General features: G+C 61.9%; 19 protein-coding genes and 1 riboswitch. Of the genes, 11 read left to right on the top strand and 8 right to left on the bottom strand.

Annotation, left to right across the window (positions count from 1 at the left end; genetic code table 11):
• Positions 1-73: 73 nt before the first annotated feature.
• Together QZ522_RS01330 and QZ522_RS01325 are read left to right on the top strand one after the other, a co-directional pair.
• Positions 74-2,113: an acetate--CoA ligase family protein gene (locus QZ522_RS01330; protein ID WP_294606715.1), complete on the top strand. Its 2,040-nt coding sequence runs from the start codon at positions 74-76 to the stop codon at positions 2,111-2,113.
• Entirely contained in the window at positions 2,110-2,895 is a 786-nt protein-coding gene (locus tag QZ522_RS01325) for a carnitinyl-CoA dehydratase (protein ID WP_294606652.1), read from the top strand. The genes QZ522_RS01330 and QZ522_RS01325 overlap by 4 nt, the downstream gene beginning before the upstream one ends.
• Before the next feature lie 82 nt (positions 2,896-2,977).
• Here the strand turns inward: QZ522_RS01325 and idi are convergent, their stop codons facing one another.
• Positions 2,978-3,493, bottom strand: coding sequence for an isopentenyl-diphosphate Delta-isomerase (idi, locus tag QZ522_RS01320; protein WP_294606650.1), 516 nt, complete (start codon positions 3,491-3,493; stop codon positions 2,978-2,980).
• 367 nt (positions 3,494-3,860) lie between these two features.
• Between idi and QZ522_RS01315 the strand changes: the two genes are divergently transcribed.
• Positions 3,861-4,313 carry a cytochrome C gene (locus tag QZ522_RS01315; RefSeq protein WP_294606648.1) on the top strand — a complete coding sequence of 151 codons (453 nt, stop codon included), beginning with the start codon at positions 3,861-3,863 and terminating at the stop codon, positions 4,311-4,313.
• Between the two features lie 10 nt (positions 4,314-4,323).
• On the opposite strand, the gene QZ522_RS01310 is transcribed toward QZ522_RS01315, so the two are convergent.
• Complete coding sequence (locus QZ522_RS01310) at positions 4,324-5,256, bottom strand: LysR family transcriptional regulator (RefSeq protein ID WP_294606646.1); 933 nt, start codon at positions 5,254-5,256, stop codon at positions 4,324-4,326.
• A 183-nt stretch (positions 5,257-5,439) separates the two neighbouring features.
• Between QZ522_RS01310 and QZ522_RS01305 the strand changes: the two genes are divergently transcribed.
• The 3 genes from QZ522_RS01305 (at position 5,440) to QZ522_RS01295 (ending at position 9,992) form a co-directional block, all read left to right on the top strand.
• Entirely contained in the window at positions 5,440-6,441 is a 1,002-nt protein-coding gene (locus QZ522_RS01305) for a TAXI family TRAP transporter solute-binding subunit (protein ID WP_294606644.1), read from the top strand.
• A gap of 84 nt (positions 6,442-6,525) precedes the next feature.
• Complete coding sequence (locus QZ522_RS01300) at positions 6,526-8,754, top strand: TRAP transporter fused permease subunit (protein ID WP_294606642.1); 2,229 nt, start codon at positions 6,526-6,528, stop codon at positions 8,752-8,754.
• Entirely contained in the window at positions 8,751-9,992 is a 1,242-nt protein-coding gene (locus tag QZ522_RS01295; protein ID WP_294606640.1) for an FAD-dependent oxidoreductase, read from the top strand. The genes QZ522_RS01300 and QZ522_RS01295 overlap by 4 nt, the downstream gene beginning before the upstream one ends.
• A gap of 16 nt (positions 9,993-10,008) precedes the next feature.
• Here QZ522_RS01295 and QZ522_RS01290 read toward each other — a convergent pair whose 3' ends face one another.
• Positions 10,009-11,043 carry a diguanylate cyclase gene (locus QZ522_RS01290; protein ID WP_294606638.1) on the bottom strand — a complete coding sequence of 345 codons (1,035 nt, stop codon included), beginning with the start codon at positions 11,041-11,043 and terminating at the stop codon, positions 10,009-10,011.
• A complete protein-coding gene (locus QZ522_RS01285; protein ID WP_294606636.1) occupies positions 11,040-11,642 on the bottom strand; it encodes a heme NO-binding domain-containing protein in 603 nt (200 codons plus the stop codon). The genes QZ522_RS01290 and QZ522_RS01285 overlap by 4 nt, the downstream gene beginning before the upstream one ends.
• A 130-nt stretch (positions 11,643-11,772) precedes the next feature.
• A riboswitch (TPP riboswitch) is annotated at positions 11,773-11,874 on the top strand.
• A gap of 49 nt (positions 11,875-11,923) precedes the next feature.
• Between QZ522_RS01285 and QZ522_RS01280 the strand changes: the two genes are divergently transcribed.
• From QZ522_RS01280 to QZ522_RS01265, 4 genes are all read left to right on the top strand, one after another.
• Positions 11,924-12,658 (top strand): ATP-binding cassette domain-containing protein, encoded by a 735-nt coding sequence (locus QZ522_RS01280; RefSeq protein WP_294606634.1) that lies wholly within the window; start codon positions 11,924-11,926, stop codon positions 12,656-12,658.
• Positions 12,655-13,329, top strand: a complete 675-nt coding sequence (locus QZ522_RS01275; protein WP_294606632.1) for a TenA family protein — start codon at positions 12,655-12,657, stop codon at positions 13,327-13,329. Before QZ522_RS01280 ends, QZ522_RS01275 begins: the two co-directional genes overlap by 4 nt.
• A complete protein-coding gene (locus QZ522_RS01270; protein ID WP_294606713.1) occupies positions 13,329-14,084 on the top strand; it encodes an ABC transporter permease in 756 nt (251 codons plus the stop codon). The genes QZ522_RS01275 and QZ522_RS01270 overlap by 1 nt, the downstream gene beginning before the upstream one ends.
• Positions 14,085-14,146: 62 nt before the next feature.
• Positions 14,147-14,761 (top strand): cation transporter, encoded by a 615-nt coding sequence (locus tag QZ522_RS01265; RefSeq protein ID WP_294606630.1) that lies wholly within the window; start codon positions 14,147-14,149, stop codon positions 14,759-14,761.
• A 13-nt stretch (positions 14,762-14,774) separates the two neighbouring features.
• Here the strand turns inward: QZ522_RS01265 and QZ522_RS01260 are convergent, their stop codons facing one another.
• Positions 14,775-15,977, bottom strand: coding sequence for a helix-turn-helix transcriptional regulator (locus QZ522_RS01260; RefSeq protein WP_294606628.1), 1,203 nt, complete (start codon positions 15,975-15,977; stop codon positions 14,775-14,777).
• A gap of 173 nt (positions 15,978-16,150) precedes the next feature.
• On the opposite strand from QZ522_RS01260, the gene QZ522_RS01255 reads away from it, so the two are divergent.
• Positions 16,151-16,348, top strand: coding sequence for a hypothetical protein (locus QZ522_RS01255; RefSeq protein ID WP_294606626.1), 198 nt, complete (start codon positions 16,151-16,153; stop codon positions 16,346-16,348).
• Between the two features lie 37 nt (positions 16,349-16,385).
• Here QZ522_RS01255 and QZ522_RS01250 read toward each other — a convergent pair whose 3' ends face one another.
• The 3 genes from QZ522_RS01250 to QZ522_RS01240 all read right to left on the bottom strand — a co-directional run bounded on the left by QZ522_RS01250 (position 16,386) and on the right by QZ522_RS01240 (position 19,655).
• Positions 16,386-17,948: a trimethylamine methyltransferase family protein gene (locus QZ522_RS01250; protein ID WP_294606624.1), complete on the bottom strand. Its 1,563-nt coding sequence runs from the start codon at positions 17,946-17,948 to the stop codon at positions 16,386-16,388.
• 100 nt (positions 17,949-18,048) lie between these two features.
• A complete protein-coding gene (locus tag QZ522_RS01245) occupies positions 18,049-18,948 on the bottom strand; it encodes a DMT family transporter (protein WP_294606622.1) in 900 nt (299 codons plus the stop codon).
• Positions 18,945-19,655, bottom strand: a complete 711-nt coding sequence (locus tag QZ522_RS01240; protein WP_294606711.1) for an HAD family hydrolase — start codon at positions 19,653-19,655, stop codon at positions 18,945-18,947. The genes QZ522_RS01245 and QZ522_RS01240 overlap by 4 nt, the downstream gene beginning before the upstream one ends.
• Positions 19,656-19,663: the final 8 nt, after the last annotated feature.

Genomic DNA, 19,663 nt, shown 5'->3' with positions numbered 1-19,663 from the left:
GCCAATTCTTCTTGCCGGAAATATCCCCGCCGGAGGCTTCCGACTGCGCGGCAAACGCAGGTGGTCGCCAATGATGCGCTCGTTGGACCGGCTTTTGCGCCCCGCTTCTGTCGCGGTCGTCGGCGGCGGCGCCTGGTGTACATCGGTGATCGAGCAATCTGGCAAGATCGGCTATGGCGGGCCGGTATGGCCGGTTCACCCGACACGATCGGAAATAGCAGGGCGTGCGGCCTTTGCCAGCCTTGATGACCTGCCCGGAGTGCCGGACGCGGTTTTCATTGGCGTCAATCGCGAGGCCACGCTTGATGTTGTGGCACGTCTTTCGGCGATGGACGCGGGTGGAGCGGTCTGTTTCGCCAGCGGATTTCGCGAGATGCAGGCCGAGACCGGCGATGGCGACGCCTTGCAGGATCGTCTGTTAGAGGCCGCTGGCGCCATGCCGATCATCGGCCCCAATTGCTATGGGTTCATCAACTATCTCGATGGCGCTCTTTTATGGCCGGATCAGCATGGCGGGCGTCGTGTTGAAAGCGGCGTGGCGATCCTGACGCAAAGTTCCAACATCGCGATCAATCTCAGCATGCAGACGCGCGGCCTGCCGATTGCCTATCTGATGACTGTCGGCAATCAGGCGCAACTGGACCTGGCGCATCTGGGCCGCGCACTACTGGCCGATCGCCGCGTTACCGCCCTTGGTCTGCATATCGAGGGAATCGGTGAGCTGGCCGGGTTCGAGGCCCTCGCCCAGGAAGCACGAAGGCTTGGCAAGCCGATCGTGGCGCTCAAGGCAGGCAAGTCCGAGCAGGCGCGCGCCGCAGCGATTTCGCATACCGCGTCTCTGGCTGGATCCAACGCCGGTGCCCGCGCACTTCTGGCACGCCTCGGTGTGGCACAGGTCGATGGCCTGCCCGCCCTGCTCGAGACCCTCAAGCTTTTGCATCTGGCGGGGCCGCTGCCCTCGAACCGGATCGTTTCATTGTCCTGTTCGGGGGGCGAGGCGAGCTTGATGGCGGATAGCGCGGTCGAGCATGACCTGATGTTTCCACCGCTCGCAGAGGCCCAGATCGCGGGCCTGCGCGCGGCGCTAGGGCCACGTGTGGCACTTGCCAACCCATTGGATTACCATACATTTATTTGGGGTGACGTCGACCGCATGCGGGATACCTTCCTGGCTATGCTGGCGGGCGATGTGGCGATGGGCTGTATCATCGTCGATTTCCCGCGCGCGGATCGCTGTGATCCTTCGGCCTGGGATTGCGTGATTGACGCCGCCGGTGCCGCGCGCGCAGAGGCGGGCAAGCCTCTGGCGCTCTTGTCCACCCTTCCCGAGACCCTGCCAGAGCCGATGATCGAGCGCTGCCTTGCTACCGGTCTGATCCCGCTGATCGGGCTTGACGATGGGCTGAGCGCAATCGCGCTTGCCGCGCAGTTGGGACGCGCCGGCGCTCTGCCGCCGCCGATCCTGGCCCCCGGCACGCCGGGCCCCTTGCGCATGCTCCCCGAGGCCGAGGCCAAGCGCGCACTGGCCAGATTCGGGCTTTCGGTGCCTGCGTCGCTTTGCCCGAACACCCCGCAAGAGGCCGCCGACGCCGCCGCAGAGCTTGGCTTTCCTGTCGTTCTCAAGGGGCAAGGCGTCGCGCATAAATCCGAGGCGGGGCTGGTCGCACTCAACCTATGCGATGTCGAAGCCGTGACCGCCGCCGCCGCGCGCATGGACAGCCCCGGCTTTCTTGTCGAGACCATGGTTGCGGGCGGGCTTGTCGAGCTGTTGATCGGCGTCCTTCGCGACCCGGCGCATGGCTTCGTGCTGACGCTTGCGGCGGGCGGTGTCCTGACCGAAGTGATGGCCGACAGCCAGTCGCTTTTGCTACCGGCCGGGAAGGACGATATCCTTGGCGCCCTGACCCGGCTGCGTATCGCCCCGCTTCTCGCCGGATATCGCGGCAAACCGGGGGTGGACACAGAGGCCATTGCACGGGCCGTTCTGGCAGTGCAGGCTTATGTCATCGCCCATGCCGCGCAGCTAGACGAAATAGAAATCAACCCATTGATCTGCGGCGCGGATTTCGCCGTGGCCGCAGATGCCCTGATCCGGACCGGAGACCCCGAATGACCCATAGCCCCCTGAAAACCGAACGTCGCGGCGCCGTTCTCGAGGTGACGCTTGATCGCCCCAAGGCCAATGCCATCGACCTTGAAACCAGCGGGATCATGGGCGAGGTGTTTCGCGATTTCCGCGACGATCCGGACCTGCGCGTGGCGCTCGTCACCGGGGCGGGCGACAAATTCTTCTGTCCCGGCTGGGATCTCAAGGCGGCAGCAGAGGGTGACGCGGTCGATGGCGATTACGGCGTCGGTGGCTTTGGCGGCCTTCAGGAACTGCGTGACCTCAACAAGCCGGTGATCGCCGCAGTCAACGGGATTTGCTGTGGCGGCGGGCTTGAACTGGCGCTTTCGGCGGATATCATCCTGGCGGCGGATCACGCAAGCTTTGCCCTGCCCGAAATCCGCTCCGGCACGGTGGCCGATGCCGCCAGCATCAAGCTGCCCAAACGCATCCCCTATCATATCGCAATGGAAATGTTGCTGACCGGTCGCTGGCTTGACGCCCAGGAGGCCGCCCGCTGGGGCCTCGTCAATCACCTGCACGCGGGCGACCGCCTGATGGCCGAGGCCCGCGCCATGGCCGACCAACTGGCCTCCGGCCCGCCGCTGGTCTATGCGGCGATCAAGGAAATCGTGCGCGATGCCGAGGCGCTGCGCTTTCAGGATGCGATGAACCGGATCACCAAGCGCCAACTGGCGACGGTGGACACCCTTTATGCCTCCGAGGATCAGTTGGAGGGGGCGCGCGCCTTCTCTGAAAAACGCGATCCGGTCTGGAAGGGCAAATAGACCCCGCTATTTCTTCTTGCCTTAAATATCCCGGGGGAATCGCCGCCTGGCGGCGATGGGGGCAGCGCCCCCTTTATCCGCCTCAGGCAAAGATCTGCGCCGCATGCTCCTGCATGTAGATCCGAAGCCAGGGCGTGTAATCAGAGGGCTGCCTCTGCAACCCGGCACGAAGCGTGTCCAGACTGACCCAGCGGGTATCCATTACCTCTTCGGGGTTCGGGGCAAGCGGGATGCGCGTGGGAACCCGCGCCATGAAGATATCCACCACCTCATGCTCGACAAGGCCAGCCCCCACATCGGCACGGTATTCCACCCGGTCGCGATGGCTCAGGCTCAGCCCCGTGATGCCAAGCTCTTCGGCCAGGCGCCGATGCGCACAGGCCCCGGCATCTTCGTTCCAATTGGGATGCGTGCAACAGGTATTCGCCCAGAGACCCGGCGTGTGATATTTCCCAAGAGCGCGACGCTGGATCAAAAGATCATCGCCCGCCATCACAAAGACCGAGACCGCCTTGTGACGCAATCCGCGCTGATGCACCTCAAGCTTTTCGACGGGCACAAGATCGCCGCCCACCCATGCCGGGATAAGCACCATCATGCGCGGGACGCGGGCGCTATCCGCGCAAGACCGCGCGCGCACACCAGTTTCTTGTTCATACAAGCCTCGAATGTCAGACGTTGCGTATCCATGTCATAGAACAGTGACACGAACGGGGCGCGCCACTCGCCCGACATATAATAGGCGTTTTGCAGGGATGCCAGTATGCGCAAGGCGATCTTTTGGTCTATTCCAGCGGCCTGAGAGGGGTCGGCACGCTTTCGCGACCCTCGCCCGACAACTTGCGGCGGCTTTGGCAAGCCTTTGGAAACAATTCACGATTGCCTGTGCCACTGCCTGACAAGAGCGTGAACAGGCGCTTGTATCCATTGACTCTGAGCCTGCCTCGGCGCCTTAATGGAAGAACATGAAGACGCGAAGTGACGCCATGCCACTCAACCTTACAATGAACATATCCACGGTGGCTTTAGCACTGATTGCGCTGCCCGCTTTCGCCGGTGATATCGTGCGTGGCAAGGTTCTGTTCAAGGATTGCCGCGCCTGTCATTCGGTGATTGATGAGACAGAAACCGTTATCCTGCGCGGCGGGCGCACCGGGCCGAACCTTTACGGCGTGGTTGGCCGGCATGCAGGCAGCGTGCCGAATTTTCCGTATTCAACGTCGATGGTCGCCGCCGGTCGGAACGGGCTTCGTTGGAACGAAGAGGATTTCGTCGTCTACGTGAAAGACGCGACCAGTTTTCTGCGCGCCTATCTTGGCGATGACACGGCGCGCGGCAAGATGGCTTATAAGCTGCGCGATACGGCGAAGGCGCGCGATGTCTGGGCCTATCTCGAAAGCGTAACCAACGCGCCCTGACAGTCGCCGCCTAAATTGCCGCCCAGTATTGATTGATCCGCCGCACCTCTTCATGCCAGAGCGCCATGAAGGACTCGGCCAGTTTCGAAGGCGGGCGATGCGCGGGCGTGAGCGTTGCAAAGGCCAGCGTGATACCGGGGCGGAAGGGGCGGAATACCACCCGCTTTTGATCGTCGCCGCGATAATGCAGGTAACTTTCCGCGCTGAGCGTGTCGATGATCGCACAGGCAAGCCCATCCTCGACAAAGGTCAGAAGCGGCAGGTAATATTGCGTCTCGAACCGGACATCCAGATGCCGCCCGGCCGCTGAAAAGGCCTTTCGAAGCTCTTTATGGCTGTGGTGATCCGCGTGCAGCGCCCCAAGCGGCATGCCGTCAAGATCGTCGGGTCCAAGCACCGGTTTCTGCGCCAGAGGATCATCCGCCGGAACCGCGCAGATGCAATCGCTCATGAAGGGTTCAGAGCGCACCAACTGGGTGTTCACCCCGAATTCGACACCAAGATCGGCAATTCCCAGATCATAGCTTTGGGTCGACATGAGTTGATGCACCTGCGGTGAACTGCGCGTGAGGACGGTCGCCTTGATCCCGGCATGCGCCGCGGTGATGCGGCTTATCATCCACGGCAACAGAAACACCGAAGGCCCAGGCATCGCCACGATCCGCAGGCTGCCGCTTTCAAGGTTGCGCAGGTTTTGCATGTTGCGCTGTGTCGAGGTCATCCGGTCAAGGATTTCAGTCGCCTCGGCCAAAAGGTAATGCGCCTCGGGCACCGGAGAAAGGCGCTTGCCCTTGCGTTCGAAAAGACAGAATCCAAGCTCGGTTTCAAGCCGGGCAATGGTGCTTGAGATGGCCGGTTGGCTACGGTGCAGATTGCGCGCGGCCTGGCTGACCGACCCGGCAAGCATCACCTCGCGAAACACCGTAAGTTGCAGCAGATCCATCGTCGCCCCCGTATAATATATAATTATATTAATCCAAAAATTTGCGATTTGTATTTATGTTTTTTCTGCGCCACGATGCGAGTCACCGGGGGGCGCGGCCCCACGCCCATTCTATTTGCCGATGGGCCAACTCACGTTCCGCCCGCAACAAAACCAACAGTGGAGAAAACAAGAATGACATTCATGAGAAGATTTTCGGCAGCGCTCATGGCGGGCGCGCTTTTGGCCGGACCGGCGATGGCGCAGGACATGACGTTTTTCCGCATCGGCACCGGTGGCGCGGGCGGCACCTATTTCCCGATTGGCGGGATTATCGCCAACGCGATCTCGAACCCTCCCGGTTCGCGGGCCTGTGACGAGGGCGGCAATTGTGGCGTGCCGGGTCTTGTGGCGATGGCGCAGTCGACCAATGCCTCGGCGCATAACGTGAATGCCGTGCAGGCGGGACAGATGGAGGCCGGTCTTACCGGTGCGGCGACGCTGCACTTTGCCTACAAGGGTATTGGCGTATTCGAGGGCAACCAAAAGCCCGACGTGCGTGTGATCGCCAACCTCTTCCCCGAGGATTTGCATCTTGTGCTGCCCAAGGGCGCCAAGCTTAACGGCCTGGCCGATCTCAAGGGCAAGCGCGTCGGCATCGCACAGGCGGGCTCTGGCACGCAGATCGCGGTCGAGTTGATCCTTGCGGCGCATGGCATCACCCGCGATGACATCGAAGAGGCAGAGCTTAACAATACCCAAAGCGCCGAGCGTCTGGCCGACGGCCAGCTTGACGCCTATTTCTACGCTGCGGGCACGCCGGTTGCCGCTATGATCCAGCTCGACAATACCAAGGGCATGGAGCTTTATGACTGGAGCGATGAAGAGCTGGTCACCGGCAACACCGCCGTGCCCTATTACATCAAGTCGCTGATCCCGGCGGGCACCTATCCGGGGGTCGATTATGACGTTGATACGCTGGCCGTGTCGGGGATGCTGATCACCAACGCCAACCAGCCCGAAGAGTTGGTCTATGAGATCACCAAGGCGCTTTGGTCATCGACCGCGCGCAAGCTTTTGGACAACGGTCACCCCAAGGGCAAGGCCATCACCGTCGAAACTGCGCTTGACGGTGTCGAGGGGATCGGCGTGCCGCTGCATCCCGGCGCTGAAAAATACTATCGCGAAATTGGCATGCTGAAGTAAACCGGCGCGCCTATCGGGGGCAGGCCCTATCGCGCCTGCCCTCGTTTTTTTGCCCCCTATTGCCCCCGACAGGAGAGTTTCGCCATGAGCAGCGAGCACGCGCTGGATGCCAAAGCTCTGGAAGAGCTTGAGAAAAAGTACGATTCCGCACTCAATACGCGCGATAACGGGCCTTTGCTCAAAAAGATCACCTATTGGGCGACGATCATATTCGCACTTTACCACATCTGGACCGCAGGCTTTGGCACGCCGGTCGATCATGTGCATATGGGCATTCACCTGGCGGGGCTTTATTTCTTTATTTTCATAAGCTTCCCGCTGATCCGCACAGCAAACAGCCTGCGTTACAAGGGCCCGGGCACGATGGCGCCGGGCAATGTGCCGATTTACGACTGGGCGCTGCTCATCCTGAGTGTGATGGCCGCCCTGTTTCTTTGGGTAAGCTGGCGGGGCTTTACCGGCTTTGGCCTCGATATCCCCGAACAGACCCTGCGTCAGGGCAACCCGACCACGGCCGACGTGGTGCTTGGTACGATCCTCGTGATCTCGACGCTGGAAATCGCCCGCCGCACGATCGGATTCGTGCTGCCGCTGATCATCATGGTGTTCATAATCTACGCACTGTTCGGCCCGCAAATGCCCGCCCAGATCCTGCGCCATCCGGGCGTCGACTGGCGGCAATTCGTCAACAACATGTATTTCCCCTCCGAGGGCATCTTTGGCATCACCCTCTGGGTGGTCTCGACGGTGGTGTTTCACTTCGTGCTGTTCGGCGTCGTCGCCCAGCGCATGGGCCTTGGCCAGTTCTTCATCGACAATGCGATGATGCTGGCCGGGCGCTATACCGGCGGGCCGGCCAAGGTGTCGGTCGTGTCCTCTGCCTTCTTTGGCACGATTTCCGGCTCGTCGATTGCCAATACGGTCTCGACCGGCTCGCTGACCATCCCCAACATGAAGAAGATGGGCTATCCCGGCCACTTCGCCGCCGGGGTCGAGGCCGCCTCTTCGGCCGGTGGCCAGATCACCCCGCCGATCATGGGCGCGGCCAGCTTTCTTATGGCCGAGTATCTTGAGGTGCCCTATACCACCATCGTGATCGCCGCCATCGTACCGGCCTTGATGCATTACATCGGCGTGATTTCGATCGTACATTTCACCGCCCGCCGGCTTGGCCTTCATGCCTATGCCAAAGAAGACCTGCCCCGCTTTCTGGCGGTCTGGCGCGAAGGCTGGGTCACAATCGTGCCGCTGGTCGCACTCTTGATGGTGCTGTTTTCCGGCTATTCCCCGAATATGGCGGCCTTCATGGGCTTGATGCTCTGTATCATTGTCGGCTTCTGCGGGATCGACAAACCCGCAACCTTGATCATTCCCCTGGCTCTGCTGGGCTTCATCTTCTGGAAGGCCTCGCCGATCAGCGGCGCCGGTTTTTCGCCAACGATTGCTGGGGTGCTTGGCGCGCTGACGCTGATCGGCTCACTTCACCGCAACAAACGCCAGGATTTCCGCGACCTTCTCGATAGCTTTCACGTTGGCGTGCAATATGCGCTTGCGGTGGGCGCGGCCTCGGCGGCTGTGGGGATCGTGGTCGGGGTGATCAACACCACCGGTGTCGGCTTTCGTATGGGCTTTATGGTGACCAACGGCGCCTCTGACCTGTCGATGATGATTGCGCCGCTGTTTGACTGGATGCCGATCGAGGCGTTCAGCCAGCCGTCGCTGCAACAGTTCATCTCGCTGGTGTTGATCGCGATGGCCTGTATCCTGATGGGGGACGGTCTTCCGACGACGGCGCTTTATATCATGCTGGTCGCGGTTGCCACACCGGCGCTTAGCCAGCTTGGCGTGCCACCGCTCGCAACCCATATGTTCGTGCTTTATTACGGCGTCATATCCGAGATCACGCCCCCGGTCTGTGCCTCGGCCTATGCGGCGGCGGGGATTGCCAATGCCAACCCGTTCCGCACCGGGATGACCGCCTTTACGCTTGGTCTGGGAAAATTGATGGTGCCGATGGTCTTTGTCTATGCGCCAACCATTCTGATCGTTCTGCCGGAATATTTCACGCTTGGGTCATTCCTTCAGGTGTCGATCACCTGCGGGTTCGGGATCTTCTGCATCGGCGCCGCGGTGGCGGGCTTTCTGATGGCGCCGCTGCGCGGGCTCTGGCGGCTGAGCTTTGTGGCCGGAGGCGTGCTTTTGGTTGCCCCGAGCCTTGGCAGCGACGTCGCCGCGCTCATCGTCATGGCCCCCGCCATCGCGATGCAGATCATTGCAAGCCGTACAGCGGCGGTTCCGGCGCAGAACGTATGAGCACGCCCCCACCCATCGTCGTGATCGGCGGAGGCATCGTCGGGATATGCACGGCGATTGCCCTCGCCGAGCGCGGTGTGCCGGTGCGCCTGATTGATCGTGATGCCCCCGGCCAGGGGGCGTCGATGGGCAACGCCGGGGTGATCTCGCCATTTTCCGTGGTGCCACAATCGCTTCCGGGGCTGTGGCGCGACATCCCCCGCTGGCTGCTTGACCCGTTGGGGCCGGTGCATCTGCGCCCGCGCTACATGCCACGGTTCCTGCCCTGGGCCATCAGGTTTCTGCGCGCGGGTCAGCGTGATCGCGTACGCGCCACCGCTGGGGCGATGCACGCGCTTAATCATGACAACATCACGCTTTATCGCCAGCTTTTATCGGGAACCGGTCAGGAACACCTTATTCAGGACAGCTATTATGTGATGGCCAGCCGGAGCGCGGCACCCGCGCAGCTTGACAGCTTTACCAACCAGCTGCGCCGCCAATACGGCGCAGATCTTGAGGCGATTGACGCCACTGCTTTGCGTGATCTTGAACCGGCCCTGTCGCCAGCATTCAAATCGGCACTGCTGATCAGAGGACAAGCGCGCACGCTCTCGCCCGGGCGGGTCTGCGGCGTTCTGGCGGACAAGCTTCGCGGGATGGGTGGCGAGGTGATACAGGCCAAGGTCACCGGGCTTTTGCGCACCGACCAGGATTGGCAGATCAGCACTGACAGCGGACCGGTCCGCGCCACCAACGTTGTGCTGGCCGCCGGGGCCTGGTCGGCGCGGCTTTTGGCGCCGCTTGGTATCGATCTGCCGCTTGAGGCCGAACGCGGCTATCACCTTGCCTTTCCCGAGGCGCCTGTCACTCTTTTCAATTCCGTCATGGACACCGATAAGAAATTTGTGGCCAGCAGTATGGACGGGGCCTTGCGGGCCGCCGGCACCGCCGAGTTCGGCGGGCTTGAAACCGATCCGAACCCGGCGCGGGCACAGGCACTCGCAAAGGTGGCCCGCGCACTTTGCCCCGATCTTTCCGGGGCGCGATATGAAACATGGTCGGGCCTGCGCCCGTCTTTTCCCGACAGCCTTCCGGCCATCGGGCCCGTTCCCGGACAACCCGGCCTGATCGCCGCTTTTGGCCATAGCCACTGGGGATTCATGATGGGTCCGAAAACCGGGCGACTGGCTGCGGGGCTCGCCATGGGCGAGCAGCCCAATATCGACCTGTCGCCCTATGACCCCGCCCGGTTTTAGCGCCCCCTCGCCGATCTCAGACGACGCCTCGCAGCGGGGCGTCCTCGCGCAGGTCAGGATCGTAGATCACATGACACGCGCGCCCACGGGCCTTGGCGGCATAAAGCGCAAGATCTGAATCGGCCATCATGCACTCTGGATCAGGCCTGTCATAGGCACAGCTAAGTGTGGCCCCGATGCTGCCTGAAATGCGGCATTCCTCGCCGTTATACATGACCGGTTCTTCCAGCCGCGCGATCAACCGGGTTGCAATCTCGCCCAGCCGTTCACGCGACGTCAGCCCTGCGAAGATAAGCACGAACTCGTCCCCTCCGGTACGTGCGGCAAGATCGTCGGCACGGGTTTCCGTCAGAATACGCCGCGCCACATCCTGCAAGACCTGATCACCGGCCGCATGGCCCATGGTGTCATTCACCTGTTTGAAAAAATCCAGGTCCAGATGCATCAGCGCAAAATCCTGTTCGCTCTGCATCAACCGATCAAGCACATGATCCATCGCGCGACGATTCTTGAGGCCGGTCAGCGTATCGGTATAGGCTTGTTCCTCGGCGGCAATGCGCGCGCCCTGAAGCCGCAGGTTGAGTTTGCGCGAGGCTTCCATCGCGGCGGATTTCGCCTCAATCAGATAGAGCATCTCGATGGTCAGATCGGTGGCCGGGAAATCGCCGGCATTCAGGCCAAAATCGCGCACGGCATCGACCACGGAAATGCCGAAGGACAGGTTCATGATCGCACCGCCCGAGGGGCCAGGTGCCGCACCATCCGCAGGGAGGGCAATCAAAACCCCCTTCATCCCGGTGCGCAGGCCCTCACGCAACCGCAGATGCAAACGTAGCCCATGACAACCGCGCAGGCCCTTCATCGTATCCACAACATGCGGGCGGCGTAATTCTATCAACTCGAGAAACCGGCATCCAATCAGGGGCTTACCTTGAAACACCTTGTGCAATGTAGGTCCGGCATGCACCACATGGCCGGTCGCATCCAACACGGCATGCATCGGGCACAGCAGATCCAGAAAACCGTAGAAGGGATAGCTTTCAACCGTCATCCGGCAAGCCCCCCAACCCCAAGTTCAAAGGCGCGACCGCTGGCAAAGGCCGGTTCAAGAAGACGGATGAGAATCACCTCTTGCCCAGCGTTGGCCCCCCTGTGTTCCAGAAAAACCAATGCGCCGTAATCATCCGCCATGGCCCGCAGGATGCCCACCACCACATAGCCCAGCCGCAGGTCATGCCCCTTGGAGCGCCCGACCGTCAGGCTGTAACTGCCATCGCCAAGATCGCGCAGTTCAAGGGCGGGCAAGTCAAGATCGGACACCGCGAGATGCGTGCGTTCAGGCAGATCATCCAGGGAATGCAGAAAATCCACGAAATCCACCCCGCCAAAGCGCAAAAGCCGTCGCGGCGCATCGCTATCGGGATGCGAGATCATATAGGTGCCGATATCCTCAAGCAGCTCCGGCACCGTTTTTGCCAACCGTTCACCAACAGCCGCAAGCAGTTGTTTGGTAACCTGCGGCTCATACATCATCATCGCCTCGAACTCCGTATACCCGAGATCAAGCCGTCCCATCGTTTCAATCCAGACATCACGCCCATAAGTATCGCGAACAAACCGTTCTATGGCGCGGTTAACCAACCCGTGCATCGCATTCTCCACTCCTGTCCTGTGACTGTGCCATGCCCGGGTTAACAAGCCTTGAAGGCCTGTCGTTCAGCCGGTTTTTTCGCAGAGTCCCGCCAAGGCTTGCCATGACAAGAGGGCGTTGCTACATCTTCCATATCCGTTGGGGTGCCCGTTTCGGGCTGAGAGGCAGGGATGCCAACCCACCGAACCTGATCCGGCTCGCACCGGCGGAGGGAACGGAGATTGCGCCACGCACCGGCGCCCTTCCCCTTTGCCATGAGCCAAACCGAGGAAGGCCGCCAATGCACCCGACACCGCCCGAGCTTGTGATAGACGGTAGCGCCCGGATTGACGGCACGCCGATTTTCGGCCCGTTGCGCCTGCGTATTCCCGCCGGACGCTGGACGTGTTTGCTCGGCCCTTCGGGCGTTGGCAAGACCACGCTTTTGCGGCTTTTGGCGGGGGTCGACGATGTGAGTGATTTCACCGGCACGATCTCTGCCTCGGACGGCCTGCCCTTGCCGGGGCGGATGGCGCTGATGGCGCAGGGTGATCTGTTGATGCCCTGGCTGGATGTTCTGGGCAATGTCACGCTGGGGGCGCGCCTGCGCGGCACGCCGGTTGATCGCGAGCGGGCGTTTGCGATGCTCGAACGCGTCGGGCTTACCGATCACGCCGGCAAGACGCCGGATGCCCTTTCGGGCGGCCAACGCCAGCGGGTGGCATTGGCACGCACCTTGATGGAAGATCGCCCGATCGTATTGCTGGACGAGCCGTTTTCGGCGCTCGATGCCCGCACCCGCGCCCAGATGCAGGACCTGAGCGCCGAGCATCTGGCGGGGCGCACCGTATTGATGGTCACCCATGATCCGGCAGAGGCCGCGCGCCTTGGCGACGCTATCAATATCCTGTCCGAAACCGGACTGGCAGAATTCCCCCCACCCCATGGCGTGCCGCCCCGCCCGGTGGACGACAGTAAAACCCTGGCCGCCCAAGGCCGTCTTCTGGCGCTGTTGCGTGCGCCGGCCATCCCATGAAAGAGACCCCCGCCATGCGCCCCACCGATCACCTGAAATCGTTGTGCCACTCCGACTGGAACGCGGCCACGACCCATGCCTTTACCAATGATCTGGTTGCGGGCACCCTCTCGCAGGACAGGATGCTGGCCTATCTCAAACAGGATTACCTGTTCATCGAGGGCTTCGTGCGGCTTCTGGCCTCGGCGATTGCACATGCGCCAAGCCTTGCCGATGCGATCCCGGCGGCACAGTTTCTTGGCCTGATCTCGGGGCCCGAGAACACCTATTTCCTGCGCGCCATCCCGGCCCTTGGCGGACAGGTCGATCCCGCCGCGCCCGCGCATCCGCTGACCCGCGAGTTTCAGGCCCTGATGGCACAGGCCGCAGGGTCCGGACGTTATGAACAGATGCTTGCGGTTCTGGTCGTGGCAGAGTGGTCCTATCTGAGTTGGGCCAGCCCGCATGCCGACAAGGCAGAGGCCCTGCCGTTCTGGTTCGGGGAATGGATCACCTTGCATAGCGGCGCAGGCTTTGAAGGCGTGGTGGCCTATCTGCGCGATCAACTCGACAAAGCGTGGGATGGCCTTGACCCCGAGGACAGGCGCGCGGTGGAAGAAACCTTCATCACCGCCACCCGTCTGGAGCGGGCGTTCTTTGATGCCGCCACCACGGGCTTTCGCACCACATGATGACGCGTGCTTTCACCATCGCCGCCTCGACCGTTCTGGCGCTTGTCCTCTGGCAGGGTCTGGTGACGCTGGCCGACCTGCCCCCCTTCATCCTGCCGGATCCGGTCCGGGTGTTCGAGACCCTGTGGAAAAGCCGCGCGCTGATTGCGCATCATGCCAGCATCACCGGGGCCGAAGTCCTGCTTGGTCTTGCTTTAGGCGCGATGCTTGGCGGGTTTTCGGCGATTGGCCTTGCCGCTTCGCCGATGGCGCGCCGCCTGATCCGCCCGATGATGGTCTTCAGCCAGTCGATTCCGGTCTTTGCCCTGGCGCCGATCCTGACACTGTGGCTGGGCTATGGCCTCTGGTCCAAGGTGGCGATGGCGCTTTTGATCATCTATTTCCCGGTCACCTCGGCGTTTTTCGACGCCCTGATGCGCACACCGCAGCATTGGCTTGATCTAGGGCGGATCATGGGGGCAAACCGGCATCGGCTTATGTGGCATATCCGGGTGCCCGCCGCCCTACCCGGTTTTGCCTCGGGTTTGCGGCTTGCGGCGGTCTATGCCCCGATCGGGGCGATCATCGGCGAATGGGTCGGGGCCTCGAAGGGGTTGGGCTACCTGATGCTTCTGGCCAATGGGCGCGCCAAGATCGACCTGATGTTCGCAGCGCTGATCGTGCTGGCGGTGCTGACACTCTTGCTTCATGCCGGGGTTGACCGGGCGTGCCGCAAGTGGCTGGATGGCAAAGCCGCGCGGCATGAACCGGCCTAGGAAAGGCCCATCTGTGCAACCCGAAAGCGGCATGATATTGCTTGACCTGAAAGTGAGGGCAAATGTCGGGATGCTGTGATCACAACGCCAATTTTGAAGGCATGTCCACCGATTACAAACGGCGGCTGTGGGTCGTGATTTTCATGAACGCCGCGATGTTCCTTGTCGAGATGGGGGCCGGGCACCTGGCACAGTCCCAGGCCCTTCAGGCCGACGCGCTTGATTTTCTGGGGGATGCCCTGACCTATGGCATCTCGCTCGCGGTGATCGGCAAATCCGCCAATATCCGCAGCACTGCGGCACTGGCCAAGGGCCTGAGCTTGGCCCTGATGGGCACATGGGTCTTCGGCGCAACCCTCTACCGGGTGTTTTACCTCGGCCTGCCCGAGGCCTCGATCATGGGCAGCGTGGGCTTTCTGGCACTGGCCACCAATGTTGCCAGTGTCCTTTTGCTTGTGCGCTACAAGGACGGGGATGCGAATGTGCGCTCGGTCTGGCTCTGTTCGCGCAATGACGCAATCGGCAATGTGGCGGTGATCATCGCGGCGCTTGCGGTCTGGGGCACGGCGACGGGCTGGCCCGATGTGATCGTGGCAGCGGTCATGGCAGGGTTGTTCCTGTCATCCGCCTTTCAGATCGTCACTCAGGCCTTGCATGAACGCCGCCACCAGGCGTGATGCAGAAACCACGTCAGTGGCGCGGCGACACGAGCGGCCCCCGCCCCTCTTCGGCAAACACCGCGCCCACGGTGCGAAACACCGACAGCGCGTCGCTCAGGTCCGCCTGCGAGGTCACGCCGACCTTGTCATGAACCGCCTGTATCTGGTTGCGCACGGTCTTGAGCGACCGGCCGGCATCTTCGGCGATCTGCACCGGGCTCTGCCCCGCCAACAGCGCGCCACAGACCTCGGCCTCGCGGGCGGTCAGCCCATAGACATCCTGCAAGATTGCGGTGTTGATCGCATCACCGTTCCGCTGACCGACGAAGACGGCAAAAAGCCGTTCTTCCTGCAACAGATCCCGGTCAAGCGGGCTGATATCGCTCAGCGCGGGCCGAAACGGCGTGAGGCAGAGCGAGAGCGGCCCATCCTCATGCCCGATGCGCAGGCCCCCCGCCACCGGATGTTCCTCCAACTCGCGCAGCTTGTCGGCAAAAGCACGGGCATCCTGCGCATCGCGCATTTCTACCCGGCCATTCCTGGCCAGCCGCATGGCAGTCGCGCGCGCCAGCAGGCGCCGCCCGGCGGCATTGGCAAAGACGAACTCGGCCTTGCCGGTGACCACCACCATCGGCAGTATGATCGTATCGAGAAACCCGCCCACCACACTCAGCGCGTTGCGCGCCATGGTGAGCGCGCGGGCCATTTGCAGCGCCCGCACCGCATGCGGCGCCAGCAGTTTCAGCGTTTCAAAGAGCGGGTCATGGGTGGCCGCTTCGATAGCGGGATCGCTGGACACCGTGAAACTGATATAGGCGGCACGGTCGCCCTGCCTGTCCACCTTCAGGTTCATGAGTTCGTGATACCCGTAGGGGACCATCAGGGTCTTGTAGAAATTCGACGAGACATAGCTTTCCTTGTCGATGTATTTCTTCGACCGCGCAATAAAGCCATTCATTGCCCTCAGGGTGTCTTTTAGCGGGTTGCGGTCGAAGATGTTGACGAAGTCAACTTCACACCCCTCTTGCATCAGCCTCTCTGATATGACCTCGGTTTGTGAATAGGTCGGGAAAACCCGTTCGTTCTCATGCACGAAGACAAGGCCGCCACTGCCGGGGAAAAGCTCGGCCATGCGATCCAGAAAGCGCTTCCACTGCGGATCCTCGAAGGCCGATTCGTAGATCAGGCCAATAAGGCTGCTCAGCTCTTCATGCGATAGCTTGACGGGTTTCATCAAAAAGCCTTTCAGGGAAAATATATGTACCCTGGAGTCATCTTACCCGAAAAATAATCCACGCGCCTTGGGTAAAGTTGCCCATGCGTCAACTGCCGCACAGGCCTATCCTCCATACCATCGGATCACCGCAGGCCTTTCAGAAAGGCCCGCCTCATGGAAAGGATAATATCATGACACGCCTAATCCTGCTTGCATCCGCTTTCGGTCTGACGCTTGCCTCCACCGCCGGGGCCATGACGGCCATTCCCGATATTCCATCGCTCTGGCCCGCACCGGGGGCCTTTGAGAAACCGGCAAAGCCGCAGTCTCTGGTCAAGCGGACATCGGCAAAGTCCGAGCCGGCAGTCCTGAAGCCAGCGGCCCAATAGATCGAACGCGACCGTTGAGTGGCAAAGGCGCGCGCCGTCAGAAATCCGTCGGTGCGCCGCCCTCGGTCTTGCGCCGTTCCACGAAGGCCGCCAATTCCTCGCGGATGCTGTCCTCCATCGGTGGGGCCTCGAAGTTCGCGATGATATCCAGATAGATCTGATGTGCGCGCTCGGGCGTCCAGACGCCACCTGCGGCCTCCCAGGCCTCATAGTTGCGCCAATCGCTCAGGAACGGTTGATAAAACGCCGTCGTGTACCGGTCCTGAGTGTGCTGAATGCCAAAGAAGTGCCCCTGATCGCCAACCTCCCGGATTGCATCAATCGCAATGTCATCCGGCGTGGTCGCGGTCAGCATCGGGTTCATATAGCGCTGTATATGCTGCAAGATCTCGCAATCCATAACGAATTTCTCGGGGCTTGCGATCAATCCGCCCTCGAGCCAGCCAGCCGCGTGATAGACCATGTTCGCACCGGACTGCACCGCCGACCACAGGCTGTTCGAGGTCTCCCAAACCGATTGACCGTCGGGCACATTGGCGGCGCAGACACCGCTCGCGCGCATCGGCAGTTTGTAGAACCGCGCCATCTGTCCGGTCATCTGCGTTGCGCGCATGTATTCCGGCGTTCCAAAGGCGGGCGCACCCGATTTCATATCGACGTTGCTGGTGAACGTGCCGATCGCACAGCACGCGCCGGGGCGGACAAGCTGGGCCAGCACCACGGCGCAGAGCGCCTCGGCCAGCGATTGGGCGACCGCGCCCGCCATGGTGACCGGGGCCATGGCACCGGCAAGCGTAAAGGGCGTCACCACAAGCCCCTGATTGCGCCGCGCCAACCGTATCCAGCCATCCAGCATCGGGTAATCGTGCTTGAGCGGCGAGGTCGAGTTGATGTTGGTATACATATGCGGGGTCGCCTCGAATTCCTCGTGGCTGAGACCGCCCGCGATGCGCACCATTTCCATCACATCCTCGACCCGCTCCTTGCCAAGGCAATAGGCATGCGCCACCTTGTCGGTCAGCGTCAGCTTGTCATAGAGCACGTCAAGATGACGGACGCTGGCGTGGATGTCCTGCGGCTCGACCGGATAACCGCCGACGAAATGCACACAGTTGAAATACTGGCTCAGCATCAGAAGGTGCTGGCACATCTCGCGGGTGCCCGTCACCTTGCGGCCGATCTTCATGTCCCAATAGCTGGGCGGTGACGACACATTGCCGAAATTCAGATGCCGTCCGCCAATCGTCAGGGCATGGTCGGGATTACGTGGGGTGATCGTCCATTGCTCGGGGGCTTTTGCGATCATTTCCATCACAAAATCGCGGCCCATGCGGACATTTTCACCCTCAATGGTACAGCCGCCCGAGGCACGCAGAATCTCGACCGCTTCGGGGTTGAGAAACGTGATGCCGATTTCTTCGAGAATCCGCATCGCGCCGTCATGGATGGCCAGCACGCCCGCCTCGTCAAGCGGCTCTGTCGGGCGGTCGATATTGATCGGCGGGTTCCATGGCATTTGCTCGATCCCCGCGCTGCCCCGCCGGGCCACACTGCCCGCGCGCCCGCCGCTGCGTGTTCTGCGTTTGAGATCTCCGGCCATGTCATTCCCTCCCGGTGCCCGTCTGATTTGACGAAACACCGCCCTTGGGAAGGTTACATGCCGCTTTGCGACCTATCTTGTCGTTTTTGATTTTCCGAAATCACGTTTGCACCTGCGCCGCGCGCTTTGTCACCCGCACCCCGGTGAACCAGAGGTAAATCGCCAGACTCACGACCACCACCGTGCCTCCGACAAGCATCAAGGCCGTCGGCGCCTCGCCGATCCCGATCCAGACCCAGAGCGGCCCGAGAACGGTTTCAAGCAACAACAAAAGGCTGACATTCGAGGCATGAGTATACCGCGAGGCCAGCGAGAGGGAGAAAAACGAGATCGGCAGGATCACCAGCCCGCAGACCGCAATCGCCCAGACCTGTCCCAGAAGCATCGCAGAACCGCCGGTGATGACCGCCCCGGTCGCCCCCGCCATCAGCGCCCCAAGACCGATCACCAGAAGGATCGGTATCTGTGGCTGAGCGCGCAGAATGACAAAGTTCAGGGCCAGGACCATCGCCACGCCCAGCCCCGCAAGCGCCCCCAGAAGCGCCGCGCGATCAAGGCCCACCTCGGCGTGATCCCCGCCAAACACCGCCAGTGCGATGCCCGCCATCACCGCCGCGATCGTGACCCATGTCGCCGGGCGCGTCGGTTGATTCAGGATCAGCCGGGCAAAAACGGCGGCAAAGACCGGCACCGTCGCCACCGCAAACAGCACGATCGAAACCGGCGCATGGGCGATCCCGAGACTGAACAGCGTCGCATTGAAATACTGGCACAGGAGGATCAGGATGCCATAGCCGCTGGCCAGAACCGCAAGATCACGCCGCCGCGCCTTGCTTGTCAAAGCCCAAAGCACAAGCATGACCGCGCCCATCAAAAGACCGCGCCAGGCGACCATCTGATAGCCGCCCATGCCCGAGAGCCGCATGAACAAGGCATCCGGCGTCAGGGTCAGCGCGCCAATACCGGCCAGCGCCAGACCGAACAGCGGATGGCGCGTCATGCCCCAAGCCAGCCGGGGATATGTCCGATATCGGGCAGAACCGCATCAGCCAGCGGTGCAAGGTCGGCCTCTTGCGCGGGGCCGGTCAGCACGCCAATGGTCTGCATCCCGGCCGCGCGCCCGGCGATCAGATCATGCGCGCTGTCGCCCACCATGACGATGCGCGCCGGATCAAGCGCCATCGCACTTGCAAAGGCCAAAAGCGGCGCGGGCGAGGGTTTGGCGCCATGGCCGGAATCAAATCCGGCAATGAAATGGAAATGCTCGGCGACCCCCGCGGCGTCAAGATGCGCGCGTGCGCCTTGTTCGGTGTCATTCGTCATCACGCCAAGCCGCAGCCCCGCAAGCGCCAGCCCTTCAAGATAGGGCGCGAGCGGCACCGCCGGCGCGAGCGATGCAAGGGCCGCCGTCCGCGTCAGGTAAGTTTCGATCTCTTCCACCGCGCGCAGGGGCAAGGCCCGTGCAAGACATTCCGCCGCCTCGCGGTTGGTGCACGCGATAATCGGGCTGGTCGGACGAAACCGGCGCTGCGCAAGATCGTAATCCGCGGCATCGGCGATCCGTTGCATCAGCGCCGTGTCATTCTGGCCAAGATCGCTTATGACGCCATGGGCCCAGACACTCCAGGTGGCGTGAAAATCAAACAGCGTGCCATCCTTGTCGAACAGGATGCCATCGGCCCGGCGGGTTTGCGCGGCGAGCGTCATGTCCAGTT

The organism is uncultured Roseovarius sp., assembly GCF_913054395.1.
GTDB lineage: Bacteria > Pseudomonadota > Alphaproteobacteria > Rhodobacterales > Rhodobacteraceae > Roseovarius.
The sequence above is the reverse complement of the archived record's forward strand: the minus strand, read 5'-3'. Positions and strand labels throughout refer to the sequence as shown.